At 58.4% G+C, this 14539-nt stretch carries 10 protein-coding genes, 2 tRNA genes and 1 pseudogene; 7 read left to right on the top strand and 6 right to left on the bottom strand.

The genetic code is table 11. The annotated features are described in order from the left end of the window. Positions 1–11: 11 nt before the first annotated feature. The gene (purN, locus tag ABWV64_RS00505; protein ID WP_353342299.1) at positions 12–605 is read right to left on the bottom strand and encodes a phosphoribosylglycinamide formyltransferase; all 594 of its coding nucleotides are present in this window, start codon (positions 603–605) and stop codon (positions 12–14) included. Then, a complete protein-coding gene (gene purM, locus ABWV64_RS00500) occupies positions 602–1669 on the bottom strand; it encodes a phosphoribosylformylglycinamidine cyclo-ligase (protein WP_353342298.1) in 1068 nt (355 codons plus the stop codon). Before purM ends, purN begins: the two co-directional genes overlap by 4 nt. A 127-nt stretch (positions 1670–1796) precedes the next feature. Between purM and ABWV64_RS00495 the strand changes: the two genes are divergently transcribed. Beyond that, a tRNA-Ile gene (locus ABWV64_RS00495) sits at positions 1797–1873 on the top strand. Positions 1874–2069: 196 nt separating this feature from the next. Here ABWV64_RS00495 and ABWV64_RS00490 read toward each other — a convergent pair. Then, positions 2070–3362: an ATP-binding protein gene (locus tag ABWV64_RS00490; protein WP_353342297.1), complete on the bottom strand. Its 1293-nt coding sequence runs from the start codon at positions 3360–3362 to the stop codon at positions 2070–2072. 83 nt (positions 3363–3445) lie between these two features. Here ABWV64_RS00490 and ABWV64_RS00485 point away from each other — a divergent pair, with 83 nt between their 5' ends. The 5 genes and pseudogenes from ABWV64_RS00485 to ABWV64_RS00465 all read left to right on the top strand — a co-directional run. Continuing rightward, entirely contained in the window at positions 3446–4366 is a 921-nt protein-coding gene (locus ABWV64_RS00485) for an MBL fold metallo-hydrolase (protein WP_353342296.1), read from the top strand. 81 nt (positions 4367–4447) lie between these two features. Further along, a tRNA-Asn gene (locus tag ABWV64_RS00480) sits at positions 4448–4522 on the top strand. A gap of 121 nt (positions 4523–4643) precedes the next feature. Further along, positions 4644–6764, top strand: coding sequence for a tyrosine-type recombinase/integrase (locus ABWV64_RS00475; protein WP_353342295.1), 2121 nt, complete (start codon positions 4644–4646; stop codon positions 6762–6764). Then, on the top strand, positions 6764–7057 hold the full coding sequence (locus ABWV64_RS00470; RefSeq protein ID WP_353342294.1) for a hypothetical protein: 294 nt from the start codon (positions 6764–6766) through the stop codon (positions 7055–7057). Before ABWV64_RS00475 ends, ABWV64_RS00470 begins: the two co-directional genes overlap by 1 nt. A gap of 80 nt (positions 7058–7137) precedes the next feature. Further along, positions 7138–7941 (top strand): annotated as a pseudogene (locus ABWV64_RS00465) (DNA-methyltransferase); the annotation flags it as partial. 252 nt (positions 7942–8193) lie between these two features. Here ABWV64_RS00465 and ABWV64_RS00460 read toward each other — a convergent pair. Together ABWV64_RS00460 and ABWV64_RS00455 are read right to left on the bottom strand one after the other, a co-directional pair. Beyond that, positions 8194–10851: a DEAD/DEAH box helicase gene (locus ABWV64_RS00460; protein WP_353342293.1), complete on the bottom strand. Its 2658-nt coding sequence runs from the start codon at positions 10849–10851 to the stop codon at positions 8194–8196. Between the two features lies 1 nt (position 10852). Further along, positions 10853–12592, bottom strand: coding sequence for a site-specific DNA-methyltransferase (locus tag ABWV64_RS00455; protein ID WP_353342292.1), 1740 nt, complete (start codon positions 12590–12592; stop codon positions 10853–10855). A 558-nt stretch (positions 12593–13150) separates the two neighbouring features. Between ABWV64_RS00455 and ABWV64_RS00450 the strand changes: the two genes are divergently transcribed. Further along, a complete protein-coding gene (locus ABWV64_RS00450; protein WP_353342291.1) occupies positions 13151–13429 on the top strand; it encodes a DUF7673 family protein in 279 nt (92 codons plus the stop codon). A 170-nt stretch (positions 13430–13599) separates the two neighbouring features. Here the strand turns inward: ABWV64_RS00450 and ABWV64_RS00445 are convergent, their stop codons facing one another. After that, the gene (locus tag ABWV64_RS00445) at positions 13600–14490 is read right to left on the bottom strand and encodes an ArdC family protein (protein WP_353342290.1); all 891 of its coding nucleotides are present in this window, start codon (positions 14488–14490) and stop codon (positions 13600–13602) included. Positions 14491–14539: the final 49 nt, after the last annotated feature.

The following is a 14539-nucleotide window of genomic DNA, read 5'->3' as shown; positions in this document are numbered from 1 at the left end:
GCCCGCGCCCGTCAGGGCAGATAGAGCGGCGCGCGATCGCCGCTGGCAAAGCGGCGCAAGACCGCAGGATAGAGCGCATGTTCTTGCACCAAGACCCGCGCGGCCAAGCTTTCGGCGGTATCGCCTGCCATGACCGGCACCCGCGCTTGGCCCAAGATCGGCCCGTCATCAAGCGCCGCCGTGACCTCATGCACGGTGCATCCGGCCTGCGTATCGCCCGCGTCCAAGGCGCGTTGATGGGTGTGTAGCCCCTTATAGAGCGGCAAAAGCGAGGGGTGGATATTGATCATCCGCCCTTCAAAACGGCGCACAAAACCTTCGGTCAGCACCCGCATAAATCCGGCAAGGCAGATAATGTCCGGCGCCGCCGCCTCGATTTTCTCCAGCAAAGCCGCCTCAAAGGCAGGTCGGTCGCCTTTGAACGCGCGGTGATCTACCGCTGCCGTGGCAATGCCCATCTGCGCCGCGCGCGCCAGCCCGCCCGCTTGCGGATCATTCGAGGCCACAAGTACCGGACGCGCAGGATGGTCGCCCACCATGCTTTCGGCCAGTTTGACCATATTCGAGCCGCCCCCCGAAATCAGGATCGCAACCCGTTTGCTCAAAGAAGCGATCCTTTGTAGCGCACGCCCGCGCCCTCGGTGACGGTGCCAAGGCGGTAAACCGTCTCGCCTTCGCCTTGCAGAAGGGCACTCAAGGCGTCGGCCTCGTCCGCCGCAACCGACAGGATCATACCGACACCGCAGTTGAAGGTTTTGAGCATCTCGGCTTCGGCCATACCGCCGGTTGCGGCGAGCCATTTGAACACAGGCGGCAAATCCCATGCGCCAAGGTCGATATCGGCGCCAAGACCCTCGGGCAAAACCCGCGGCAGGTTTTCGGTCAATCCGCCGCCGGTGATATGGGCCAATGCATGCACGCCCCCTGCCCGCACCGCGGCCAAGGATTGCTTCACATAGAGCCGCGTCGGGGTCAGCAAAGCCGCGCCCAGCGTGCCCTCGCCCCACGGGCACTCATCGCCCCAACCAAGGCCCGAGACCTCGACCAGCTTGCGTACAAGACTATAGCCGTTGGAATGGATGCCATCGGAAGCCAGGCCGAGAAGAACATCGCCCTTGGCCACACCCGCCGGCAGATCGCTGCCGCGCTCCATCGCGCCTACGGCAAAACCGGCCAGATCGAAATCACCGGCCGGATACATGCCCGGCATTTCCGCCGTCTCGCCGCCGATCAACGCACAGCCCGAGCGCACACAGCCCTCTGCAATCCCCTCGATGATCCGCGCGGCTTTTTCGGTCTCAAGCTTGCCCGTGGCAAAATAGTCGAGGAAAAACAAAGGCTCGGCGCCCTGACAGACCAGATCATTGACGCACATGGCAACCAGATCGATACCGACACCGTCCACCTCGCCCGTATCAATCGCGATGCGCAGCTTGGTGCCCACGCCGTCCGTCGCGCCCACAAGGATCGGATCGCTATAGCCCGCGCCCTTGAGGTCAAACAAAGCGCCAAAACCGCCAAGGCCGGACATCACGCCCGAACGGTTGGTGCGTTTGGCCGCCGGTTTGATCCGGTCCACCAAAGCATTGCCCGCATCAATATCCACACCTGCATCCGCATATGTGATGCCGTTCTTGCCTGCCGTCGATGCGCTGTTGTCGCTGCTCATGAGAGCCCCCTTTGCCGATATCGCGCCCGCGATAGCGCAATGCGCCGCCGCTGTCCACGCCTGCCGCGCAAATCAGGCTCCGCGCCCCTTGACCCGCCGCCGCGCGCCGCATAATCACGCTCACGGCGGGCCTGTAGCTCAATTGGTTAGAGCAGAGCGCTCATAACGCTTTGGTTGCGGGTTCAAGTCCTGCCGGGCCTACCAAATCCCCGCCGTTGCCCTGCCGGCGCTCAGCCTGCGCCGCCAACCTGTGCCTCACGCTCAGCCTCGCAGGCGCGGCCAGATATGACAAAGGCGGGCGCGCCCGAAACATTCGCGCCTTTGCAGGTTCTCTAAATATCCCCGCCGGAGGCTCCTCGCCCCGCATTGCGCTCCCCGATCAGACGCAGCGCCACTCCTCCTACCGCGCGATCACAATATCGGCGCGCAGCCCGCCCAGACGCTCGCTCTCGCCCAAACGCAAAATCCCGCCATGGGCGCGCGCCGTATCATTGGCGATCGACAGGCCAAGCCCGACGCCCGTGCTGCGGTTCTGGTTTCGGGCGGGTTCAAGCCGCGCAAAGGGTTTGAGCGCCTCCTCGCGCTGCGCTTCTGCAATCCCCGGCCCGTCGTCCTCGACGCGGATACGCAGGCTTTTCTCGGTCAGCGAGACCGAAACCTCTACCCGCGTGCCATAATGCACCCCGTTCCCAATCAGGTTCTCGACCGCGCGGCGGATCGCCATCGGGCGCAGCCGCAACTCGCCCTCCCCCTGCGCCGCAATCAGCGTCACGTTTTGCCCCGCACGGGCGGCATCCTCGATGATCTGGCGCACCAAGGCGATGGGATCGGTCTTCTCCGGCTCGCCCTCGCTGGCCCCGCGCGCAAAGGACAAAAACTCATCCAAGAGCCGCTGCATGTCATCCACGTCGCGCACCATGGCCTCGGCATCGGCATCGTCAATCAAGGACAGTCCCAACCTGAGCCGCGTCAGCGGCGTGCGCAGATCATGGCTCACCCCGCTGAGCATCAAGGTGCGCTGCTCCAGATGGCGCTCGATCCGCGCGCGCATATCAACAAAAGCATGCCCCGCCGCGCGCACCTCATTGGCCCCCGCAGGCCGATAGGGCACATGCCGCCCGCGCCCGAAGGCCTCTGCCGCGCGCGCCAGCCGCGTGATGGGCCGCAATTGATTGCGCAAATAGACAAAGGCAATGAGCGTCATCAACCCGCCGAAAAACAACATATTTACAAATAGTTGGTGCGGATTTCGCGTGGCCACGCGGCGGCGGTCAAAACTGATCTGCAACGGTCCCTGCGGCCCTTCGACATAAAGCCGCACAGTGTAATCATCGGGCAGTTCCACCACCGAGACCTGCGGAAGCAGCGCCGAAATCTCGCGGATCACCACCAGACCGGACAGGTCGAACCAGCGCCGCAAATCCGCCCGCGGCATCGCCTTGACGCGTTGCAAGTCGATGTCCAAAGCCAGCGCCAGAGCGCCTTGCTCTGCGGGCGTGTCTGCCGCATCGAGCAGCAATTGCACCTCGCGCGCGATATTGCGGGTCATTTCTTCGGTCACGCCCTCGAAATGGCGCTGCAAAAACAATACGGTAACCACCAGTTGCAGCGTCACAACCGGCAAGACCAAGATCAAAAGCGCGCGCCCGTAAAGGCTGCGCGGCATATAGCGTTTGAGCCAAAGAAAAGACATGGTTAAACCTAGCCCTACCCGCGCAGGAGCGAAAGCCCCAAGGCGCCGCGCGCCGAGCGCCGGATCACAAAAGGACATTCTCTATGCTGCCACCCGATGATTTTGACCCGCCCGTCGCCGTGCCGGTCGCGCTGGAAAGCGGCCTGCGCCGGATCACCGCCCCCAACCCTTCGCCGATGACCTATCGCGGCACCAACACCTATCTGTTGGGCGAGCGCGAGATCGCCGTCATCGACCCCGGCCCTGATGGCACGGTCGGGGAACGGCAGATGGAGGCGATTCTGGGCGCGCTGACGACAGGCCAGAAAATCACCCATATTCTTGTCACCCATGCGCATCTCGACCATTCGCCTCTTTCGCGCGCCTTGGCGGCAGAGACCGGCGCGCCGATCTACGCCCTTGGCGATGCGCGCGCGGGACGCAGCGATGTGATGCAAGAGCTGGCCACGGCGGGCGAGATTCGCGGCGGCGAAGGAGTGGACGCCGATTTTATGCCCGATATCTGCGTGGCCGCAGGCGATGTGATCAAGACGCAGGGCTGGCAATTGGAGGTCCTGCCCACACCGGGGCATTTTGGCAATCACATCTCGTTCATTTGGAAAGATGCGGTCTTTACCGGCGATCATGTCATGGGCTGGGCCAGCTCTCTGGTCTCGCCGCCCGATGGCGATCTGACGCAATTCATGGCGTCTTGCGCGGCCTTGGCACAGGTGCCCGCGCGCATCTACTACCCAGGCCACGGCGCGCCGGTCACCAACCCGCAGACGCGCCTTGAGTGGCTGGTGGCGCACCGCATGGGCCGCGAGAGCGATATTTTGACCGCCCTTAAGGCAGCTCCCGCCACGGCAAGCGAGCTGGCCCGCGTGATCTACACCGATACACCGCCTGCCCTTCTTGGTGCCGCCGCACGCAATGTCCTGTCGCATCTCATTGATCTTACGGGGAAATCAATCGTCGCCCCCGTTGGCCCACTGACCGCTGAGGTGCGTTTCAAATGCCTCTAGGGTGAAATTTGCAAAAACGACAGATAATCTGAAAAACGCACTGGACGGCGCAAAACACTGTCGCTATATCACCCCTCGTGTTCCGGCGTAGCTCAGCGGTAGAGCAGTTGACTGTTAATCAATTGGTCGTAGGTTCGATCCCTACCGCCGGAGCCAATCACAAAAAAGTCCAGCAAAGTCAGTGACTTGGCTGGGCTTTTTTGTTTGGCAAGGTCATTCTCATCCCTCTGTGCCCCAAAGCGCGGTTTTTACTGCGCCCAAAGAGTCGGAGCCAAAGATGGGACGCATTGCTTACCTGACTAAACGCGGTGCCGTGTGGTGGTATCGCCGCCGCTATCCGGTTATTGTCATACATCCATCACAAAATAACCAAATATCAGTGCCTTGTTGCGACAATGGTACCAGCCTGCAAGCGCGCGGCCATTTGGCGGTTAGCTTGCGCACCCGCTCCAAGAGAGAAGCCCGCATTCTCGGTGCCTTCATCTCTGCGGATTTTGAGCGTGCGTGGGCGATGATCGAGGCAGTGATGAACGAACACGAATTTGATACCGACATGATGGACGCCATAGCGATGACTATGGCCAAGCATTTCCGTTCTCTGATCGAGAAAATCGCCCACGGGCCAGCGTCCAGCTTCCCCGATGGTGTCAAGCTGCGCGCTTATCGCATCTTGGAACAGGACTTGCGCAAGGCGCTCGGTGTCGAAGGCAAAGGGATCATTGCGGACGCGCCGCCAACCCCGCAGGTCGAAGAAAGCCCACCAGCAGAACAAATGTGCCAAGCGGAGCGCGATGCTCTCGCCTATGTAGAAGATCGCGATGATGACTACATGCAAGGCTTTGAGTGCTTCGACCCTGACCACGAGCCGGAATACCCACGCCTTGCCCATATCGGTGAAGACGCACGAACCAACGACGATTATTATGCCGACTATGTCGTGTCAGATTTCGGTCTGCACACACATGCGTTCCGTGCGACATTGTCGGAATATTTAGCCGCTTGCGAACGGTTGAACCTTGATCCGTCCGATGCCAACGCCGCTTTCCCGCTCGCCTTGAAAGAAGCAATGGACGCGGCGAAAAAAATCGGAATGTTTCCCGCGCCTGAACCAAAGTCATCGCCTGCGCCTGCGCCGCGAAAGAACAGCACCCAGAAGTTTGCCGACTTTGCCGAAAAGTACCTGGCCCTTCGTTGCCAAGGCTTCACGCTTGCGCGCGAAGACGAAACAGCCGATGCCGCGACGGGCCGGAACTTCGAACGGACCTCGTTGCGGAACTGGCAATCGTCGGTTCGATTGTTCGTTGAGATCGTCGGTGATCTACCCCTGTGCGATATCGGCAAAGAGGAAGTCATCGAATTCAACGACTGGCTTCAAAGACTTCCCAAGAACTTCGGCAAATCGTCCAAGGACAAGCGCACCGCGCGCCAGTTTATCGAAGACGCCGACGAGCACGACACAATCGGGATCAATGAACTGATTGAAAAGCTGCGACGCGAGGGCAAGCCACCCGGTGAGATCGAAGAAGCCGCAGCCGCAGCCCGTGTCGTGCGGCTGTCCGCGACAACGATGAAGCGTCATCAGCAAGCATTGCACGCCATCCTCGCCTATGCGCACGAAAGCGGCGCGATTGACGGTAACCCGTTCAAAGGGCGTACGCTGACCACATCCGAGATCAAACGGCGCAAGCGCAGCGAACGGCGCGTGGAGCGGGTTGGATGGGGTGAAGACATCTACGCCCTGCTCGGCTCGGAAATCTTCCAGAACGAGCTGGCGGAACAGGACGAGCCGCTTTTCTGGTGCCCGCTGATCGCAATGTACGCCGGCTTGCGGCTGGAAGAAATCTTGCAACTGCGGGTGAACGACTTCTTCTCGGACGCCGGGATCATGGCCGTGCGGGTCCAGAACGAGATTGGCTCGCAGGAAGTAAAGTCGGAGAACGGTTTTCGAAGTGTTCCGCTGCACAAGGCCTTGATTGACATTGGTCTGCCAGAACTTGTTGCCCTTCGCCGCCAACAGGGCCTGAGCCGCCTGTTCCCCCATATTGAGCGCTCAAAGTCCAAGGGGACGCTCAGCGCGATCATGTCGAAAAGGTTCGGCTATTACACCGAAAGCCGGGGCATCAAGAAGCCGGGTCTGGACTTCCACGCGCTTCGCACAGAGTTTCACGTCAGACTCGCGCGGGCAAAAGTGCCTGATCACGTGCGCAAGGGCTTGATGGGACACGAACAGACCGATGTGACCCACAAGAACTATTATCGTCTGGGCGAAACCATCGAAGCTCTCAAAGAGTACGTGGACCTCAACGACATTGATCACTCTGGCGTTCGCTCCCCGTTCGGGAAAACCTACCACAGGGCTGCCCCACACTTGCGGGTCGTAAACAGCGCGAACGGCTGATGCGCGGAACCGCCCTCACGCGCGCGGGTGCCTTTATCCCGCGTGCTCGGGGGCACGCATTAACCGCGTGCGTGAAGGCGCGAGAAGCGCATTGCATCGGAAAACGTCAGCTCGAAGCAATAGCCAATCCACAGGCGCGCCAAATCAAAACTTCGCCGCAATATGCTCGATTTCTTGCCACATTACCTAAGAATCGCGCCAAAGTCTTGACGCAATTGAGGCTCTCAATTTCTGGAAAACTGAAAGTCAATACTTTTCTTTTATTTTATTTCAATGTCTTACAGGCTGATTGAAAACTTTCTTCCGCTCAGATCCCAAACCAGCATTGCCGAAACAAAGTATCCGTTCATGTCCACTCCATCAACGCCAACTGATGGAAATTGCCATGAAAGACCTTTTCGATACCAACGCTAAAACACTGTCCGCGCTGATCAATGCAGACTGCCTTGATACACTAAAATCAATCGATTCGAACTCGGTCGACGCCCAAGTGTACGATCCGCCATACGAGGAGGTGCTGGACCACTACTGGGACAAAAACCTAAACCTTCTTCCGATTTGGGAAGAGTCGTTTCGGGTCTTGAAGCCGGGTGGATATCTTGTGGTTTTTGGAGACCACCGCAGGTTTCACCGAACAATCTGCCAGCTCGAAGATATCGGCTTCACGCTCATATCTGGGATGGGCTGGACCTATAACAACGGGACACCAGCGTGCCAAAAGATTGATGACCTACACCACGCCCGCGTGAAACCCGGAATCGAACCAATCGGCTTGTTTATGAAGCCGCTGCTGGAAAAGACTTATAAGGCGCACCGCAAAAAGCACGGAAACTCCGGGCTTCGGGTCAAAAATACCGTTCCCGGCGTCAAGATGACAAAGTCAACCTTTGACTACCGAAAGCCAAGCCCGACGGAGAGAAACCTCGGCGTCGAACACCTGCAAGCAAAGCGGGTGAACAAACGCGACGAAAGTAGCCGTGCGCTCCACGGCACGACGAGCCGTAAGAACCACGGCCCCTGCGTCAAGCCCGTGCAGCTAATGTACCATTTGTTGAAGCTCGTCACCCCGGAGGGAGGTACCGTGATGGACGCATTTATGGGAACAGGCGCGACCGGAATGGCGGCGGCTTGGGCTGGCTTCAATTTCATCGGGATTGAGCGCGACAAATCGTACTTCGAGGTTGCCAAGTTGCGGGTCGAATACGCCCTTAACAATCCAATGCCAAAGTTTCCGCTCTACGCAGCACAGCGGAAGAAAATTAAGAAGACGGAAAAGTCTTTCTCCAATCCTGCATCACACACGACGCCTTGGATTGAGACGACGACTGACTTGGGCACGCTCATGCCATTGCGTCGCCCAATCCGGGTCAAGCGCGCAATTCAAAAGCTTTTGGCGAGCGCCTCGACGCTTTTGGGCAATGCCGTCAATTCAATCAAGTGTACGGTCAATAAGGGCAAAATCTCGGGCCGTGGGCATGCAAAAAAGACAGTTTCCATTGCTGGCGTCAGCCCACACGGTACCAATCTGCCGTTTAACCGCCTCCCCTTCGTAGAGATGCTCCCCCTTGTATTCCACAACAAGAATGCGGCCATCGGTCAGCATCACGATAAAGTCGGGGTAGAATTTCCCGTGGGGCAATTGCAGCCAGAAGGACGAGCGCTTCCGGTCAATATTGCGCACCCAGTATCGGACCTTTTCGTGCCGGTCGATGTGCAGCGCACAGTCCCGTTCGTCGTCGCTGTCAAACGCGCCAATCAGCGAGAAGTAATGCTTGTTGAACTTGGTCGCACCGGAATAGGGCCGGTTCGGCGCGTGGCTCTGCTCGTCGAAGATGATGGACAGGTCCGCGCTCGTCTGAAAGTCTTCAGCGTTGGCGGCAAAAAGGGCGCTGTACTGGCTTGTTTCACGCTCGCCACGAAGGTCTTTGATGAACTGCGCAAGCGCTTTCCGAAGGTCATATTTGTTGCGGGCCAGCACATCCAGCGCAATCCCAGAGGCCACCAAATCTTCTATGGCCTTGGATATGAATACTACCGCGCTTGGCTTGGTGATATCGGGATGGACGATGCCGCTATCCAGCCAGTTGGCGAGGCGCGGCAAGGTCCAAGTCGGCTCGCGAACAACGCCCGCAAGCTGGCCTTGTAGCTGGTTGATGAAGTTGATTTCGACCTTGCCCTTATCACTGACATTTATCGTACCGGTTCGGCTCGTATCAGAGGGGCGGAACCGGTTCTTGATGTCGCTCACATCGCACGCGTCGAGCCGCCACGGCAGGTCAAGAAAATGCTCCTGTGAAAACAGTTGCAGCTCGCCCTGTTTGCGGAACCCCAGCATCGGCACAATGAACGGCGGCTTGTCTTCGTCGTCGGCGGCGCTGGTCTGGAAGTTGTTCGTCTTCGCATAAAGCCGGTCGATGGCCTTACCCACCTGCGGGACCGAAGCCAGCCCAAGGTGTAGCAGGTTCCGGCTCTCGCGGGTCATTGGCCCGGAGTAGGACAATGTCCGTGTATCGGCGTCAAACGAAACCCGCGTCTTCACCGAAGGCGGCAGTTTGGCGATGGCCGCGATGATCGTCTCGGGTTGCGCGGTCTCTTCCGGCAAGGGGTCAGACTGGTGCTGATAGGTGTCTGCCTCTTCCGAGAACCCCAAATTTTGCTGCGGCGCGACGATATCGTCCGCCTCCAACCGATTGAACCCGGCCCCTTCCACAAGGCCGGTTTTGAGCTGTTGCGCCGTCGTGTCAAAGCTGCGCGACACGATATAGGCATAGGACTGGTTCAGTGCGTCCCGCCGTTTTCGCTTGGCCTGCGGCATGCGCAGAATGCGGCCCAGGATTTGCTCCACCGCCACGGGCGAAACCTGATCGGCCACCGAACACAGCACATAGGCAAAGGGACAATCCCAGCCCTCTTTCAGCTTCGACACGGTGATGATGTAGCGCACCGGGCATTTCGGGTCGCGGATATCGTCAATCCCGTCAAGGTCTTTGCGCGGCCCCGTATGAACAGCGATCTGGTCCTTCGGGATGCGCTGGTCCTCCATCAAGTGCTTCTCGATGGTCTCCCATGTCAGCCGTGTTGGGTCTGTCTTGGACGCGCTCTGTGCCTGAAACAGGATGATCGGGCGGATGTATTCGCCGGTTTCCGCCTCTTCGGCCTTGGCCGCTTCTTCCAGCATCCGCTGGCAATCCAGCGCCGCGCCCACGGTCTTGGCCCATTCCCCGTCCGTGGTCAGGCGGATCGGCATCTTGATCATCTCTTCCGCTTTCAGCTCGGCGGCGGAAACGGCGTAGAGGATGTTGGACGCGTGCTGGCCCCGCTCGGGCTTGTGCTCGGTCTGCGGCGTGGCGGTCAGTTCCAAGATCAGCGACGGGCTGAACCGCGCCAGCGTGCGGAAGGACAGATCGCTGCGGCTGTTATGCGCCTCATCCACGATCACCATGGGCCGGTGCAGCCGCAAAAGGTTGGCCAGCGAGGCCACCGGGCGGCTTGTGCCCTCCACCAGATCAAGCGGCGCTTTTTGCTCTTCGGTTAGGCTGGCGAAGTGATCCATCAACGCGCCCGCGTCTTCATAGACCTTCAAGCCCTCGGGGTTTTCCTTGCCGCTGTCATCCTCACGGCGGAAGGATTGAATGGTGGTCACGATCACCACTGCCCCGCCGGTTGCGTCGGCGCGGGACATGGCCAAGGCCTCGGTCTTGGTCATCACCGTGAAATTGCGGTTGAAGTCGCGGGCAAGCGCGGCGCGGTACGGGTGGCCCTCGGTCTTCAACGCCTCAATCGTCTGATCAAGGATGGCGGTGGATGGCACCAGCCACAGCACCATTGGGTTGGCCACGGTCAGCAATTCGCGCGCGGCAATGCCGATGGAATGCGCGGCCAGCAAGGTCTTGCCGCCGCCGGTGGGCACGCGCAGGCAGACATAGGGCGTGCCTTGGGCCACAGCGGGCGCGTTGCGGAACGGGAACTTGGTCGCCTTGTAAAACGCCAGATCGGCACCCTGTTCGGCGGTGTCGCGCAGGTAAGAGGTCAGCCGATCAAGCGAGATCCGTTGATATTCTTTCAGCTCGAAATTGGTCGCGGCCATGTCACACGCCCTCGACCTGATAGGGGATCTGCTTGAACACCACGCCCTCGGCTTTCAGCCGGTCGGGCGAGACGGTGCAGCCCTCGGCATAGACAACGCGACTGCCCTCGAACCCTTCGGGCGGCGCGGGCAGATTGGCCAGCGCATCGGGGGTCAGCACATTGCCCATGGCCTCGCGCGGCATGCCCTCTTGGCCGGGGGCGAAAAGCAGATAGACCGCCTTGCCGCCATGCTTGCCAAGGTAAGGGCTGGTGCCTGTCGCCTTGGACGGGATCGGCACGCCGGTTTCGGCAAAGAAGATATGTGCGGCCAGATCGGGAAAGCTGACGGCGGTGTCGATATCGCCAAACTCGTTGAAGAGCGGCACGCCAAGGCGGCAATAGCGGAAGCCGCTGCCCAGCCCTTCGACGGGTTTCTCGGGGTCGCCATCATGATTGTATCCTTCGATCACCCGCCGGAGGCGTTCCGCTGTGATTGTGGATGCAATGTTCTGATCCAATTCAACAAGAATGAACTTCCGGCCAGTTTGAAGCATCGCATTTTGCTCCAAAACAGCATGACCTGTGGTTCCTGAACCGGCAAAAGAATCCAGAATGATATCATCGTCGTCAGTAACGTATGAGATCAAGCGGCCAATGACTTCATGATCTTTTGGGTTCTCGAAGACCTTCTTTCCATCGAACAGCGCTTTGTGGGCTTTCGCGACGACTTGCGCTTGTCGATAAATTACCGACCCCATCACAGTTGCTGAGCCATCGTCTGCACTTGCGTCTTTCGAAAGGTAGGATTTGAGCATTGGAGGCTTGGTATGATCTTCCCGAAAATAAATCAGACCATTATCGATCAATTCTTGAAAGGCCTCTGGGGTTGCAAATCCCCAGCCTCTATCCGGCACCTTACATGGCTGTTGCGTGACCGGATGCAAAACATCGTATCGAGGCCCCCCTCCACCGGGCCAAGATATGTCACGGTCTCGCCAAATACCTTGATCATCAACCCACTTGTGCCGCGAAAGTTTCTTTGAGGGATGGTCGTCGTCCAGTTCTTTATACCATTCTCGCAATTCTCTTTGGATATCTTCGTCGGGCAGACCAGACTTCTTCCATTTGCGGTATTGAAGCAGGATCTCCGCAGCACCGGGCTTGGGCTCCCGCCAAACAGTGCCCTTGCTGCGCAAATGCGCTAGGTTTTTGGCATAGACAACGGCGTACTCATGCCCAACCGAAAAGAGCTTTGCATCGTTCTTTCGCGTTTTGTCCCAAACAAGCTGGGCGATGAAGTTCTGCGTGCCGAAAATCTCGTTCATGAGAACGCGCAGAGTATGCACTTCAAAATCGTCGATGCTGATAATTATCACGCCATCTTCTTTGAGAAAATCGCGCAAAAGCCGCAGGCGCGGATACATCATGCAAAGCCATTTGTCATGGCGGGATAGGTCTTCGGCTTCCTTACCGACAACCTTGCCCAGCCAAGTGCGAATCTCAGGACTATTTACGTTGTCGTTGTAGACCCACCCTTCACTCCCGGTGTTATACGGCGGGTCGATGTAGATACATTTCACCTGCCCACCATAATACGGCATGAGGGCTTTCAGCGCCTCCAAGTTGTCGCCCTGCACCAGAAGGTTGCCCGCGTCCGGGTCGCCTGCGGACAGATCGCCATCACAATGCACCAGCCGATACGGCACCTCCGCATGGTGATGTTCGACGGCGTCTTTCCCTATCCAGTTCAAAGTCGGCATGATCTGTCCCGCTCGCGCTGCCTCGGATTCGGGCAGGTTGTTGATTTTTGGTCATTCTAGGCATGCCAGCCCGGCGCGCAACCATCCCGTGCCCTCGGGCAGCCCCGCGCGCGGTGGCCACGGGCAAAAAAGTTGAGAACTTTCTTGGGGCTGGGGGCGTTTGAACCAATCTTCAAACTGTCGGGCGGCAAGGCCAACAGGTACAACGCCGCATAGGCGACTTAGTAAGCAGTCCATCAACACAAGCGCCCCCTGCCCGACGCTGGCTCCGTAAACAAAACGCCCCCGGCCTTTCGGTCAGGGGCGTTTTCCTTGGTTGCGTGCGATCAGCGGTGGCGATGGATTGGTGCACGGTATCCATCAAACCAGCCATCCCCCCATGTCTTGGGATCTTGGCAATGGGACTGCGCCTCATCCAAGGTCAAGCCCCGCGCGCGGAAATATTATAACTTCATAAAATAACCAGACATAAAAAATTACGTCCGGATTTGAAAAATTTCTTGGGAAGAAAATTATTGAACCAACATCGTGATTCTAAACCTATCAGGAGGAACTACGATGGATACAATTGATGCCATCATCAGACTAGCAAAATTGGGAAGAACCGACAGCGGAGCAAGCGGTGCCGCCCGCTCCGTTTTAGTATATGCTTGGAATCCACACTGGCCTATTCGAGAATTATACAGACTTGATATCGAAAACCGACGTTCAGCCCTCATCATAATCGACCACGCCTTATACATTGAGGACGAAATTATTAAAAAACTGGTGCCAGAAATATCTGATTGGGCAATAGAACAAGAGGAATTAGAGATGAGCGGCAGGGAAAAGATCTAATCCTTACAATTTCCTTTTCGCTGGACCTGTGGCGCATAGGCAAAATTACATCAAAAAATGATGAAGGTGATGACGATAGTCGCGCGGCTGCCTTCGCCGAAGAAGTTGCCACCTCCCTACACGAAAACGCCCCCGGCCTTACGGTCGGGGGCGTTTTCGTGTGGAGCCGCTTATTCAGCGGCCACCTTTTGGCTTGCCTCGGTCAGGCCCTGGACAAAGTCCAAGGCCTTTTGTGCTTCGCTTGCTGCGCGGAAGATGGCTCGGTTGTCTTCCTTCATCGCTTTCATCCAGCCTTCGATATACGCCCCGCTCTGGTCAAAATCCGGGGTCAGGCCAAGGGTTGCACAAATCAGGCAATTTCCGATTTCGGCCACCAGCTCTTCAAAGGCGTAGGCCTTGCGGTCGCTGTGCCGCTTGAACCGGTCCAGCCGTTTGTCCGCGCCGGTCCAATGCGTCAGCTCATGGGCCAAGGTGGCATAGTACCCATTGGTGTCGTGAAAGGTGTTCGCCTCGGGCATATGGATGAAGTCGCCGCCGATATTGTAGAACGCGCGCGGCTGGTTGCTGTGCCGGATATCCGCGCCTGTGGCGGCAAAGAAGGCGTCCAGCTCGGGGTCGCGCTCGGTGCCCAAATCCCGCGCCGGATTGGGCTTGGTGTAGAACTCTTCCGGTAAGCCGTCGATCTGATCGGCATTGAACACGCGGTAAGACTTGGCAAAGGGAATGACCTTGGTTTCGCCCTCGTTGGCCTCGTCTTCGATTTCGGTTGTGGTGAAATAAACCACCTGCGATGATTTCTCACCCTTGCGCACGGCCCCGCCAAGGTCTTTGGCTTGCTTGAAGGTCATCCAGCGTGCGGATGTGTAGCCCTTGCTCGCCGCGATGGACCACAACACCAGAACATTGATCCCGCGATACGGCTCGCCATTGTGCCGCTGGGGCAGACCTGCGCCCCCTGCGCCGCCGGTCCACGGCTTGCGCCACGGTGCGCAACCGGCCTCGATGGCTGCAATGATCTGATCGGTGATTTCTTGTTGAATGTTGAATTTCTGCTTTGTCATAATCGTCTCCGTTGTTGAAAGCACGGACGATGTGCGTTCGATTTCAGAT

This window comes from Litorivita sp. NS0012-18, from assembly GCF_040371945.1.
Taxonomy (GTDB): Bacteria; Pseudomonadota; Alphaproteobacteria; order Rhodobacterales; family Rhodobacteraceae; genus Litorivita.
Note: the sequence above shows the minus strand (reverse complement) of the source record. Positions and strands in the feature narration are given on the sequence as shown.

What these genes read in the sequence shown, in the direction of transcription:
- ABWV64_RS00475 (WP_353342295.1), top strand. Translation starts at nt 4,644, where the DNA reads ATGGGACGCATTGCTTACCTGACTAAACGCGGTGCCGTGTGGTGGTAT.
- ABWV64_RS00450 (WP_353342291.1), top strand. Translation starts at nt 13,151, where the DNA reads ATGGATACAATTGATGCCATCATCAGACTAGCAAAATTGGGAAGAACC.
- purM (WP_353342298.1), bottom strand. Translation starts at nt 1,669, where the DNA reads ATGAGCAGCGACAACAGCGCATCGACGGCAGGCAAGAACGGCATCACA.
- ABWV64_RS00455 (WP_353342292.1), bottom strand. Translation starts at nt 12,592, where the DNA reads ATGCCGACTTTGAACTGGATAGGGAAAGACGCCGTCGAACATCACCAT.
- ABWV64_RS00445 (WP_353342290.1), bottom strand. Translation starts at nt 14,490, where the DNA reads ATGACAAAGCAGAAATTCAACATTCAACAAGAAATCACCGATCAGATC.
- ABWV64_RS00470 (WP_353342294.1), top strand. Translation starts at nt 6,764, where the DNA reads ATGCGCGGAACCGCCCTCACGCGCGCGGGTGCCTTTATCCCGCGTGCT.
- ABWV64_RS00485 (WP_353342296.1), top strand. Translation starts at nt 3,446, where the DNA reads ATGCTGCCACCCGATGATTTTGACCCGCCCGTCGCCGTGCCGGTCGCG.
- ABWV64_RS00490 (WP_353342297.1), bottom strand. Translation starts at nt 3,362, where the DNA reads ATGTCTTTTCTTTGGCTCAAACGCTATATGCCGCGCAGCCTTTACGGG.
- ABWV64_RS00460 (WP_353342293.1), bottom strand. Translation starts at nt 10,851, where the DNA reads ATGGCCGCGACCAATTTCGAGCTGAAAGAATATCAACGGATCTCGCTT.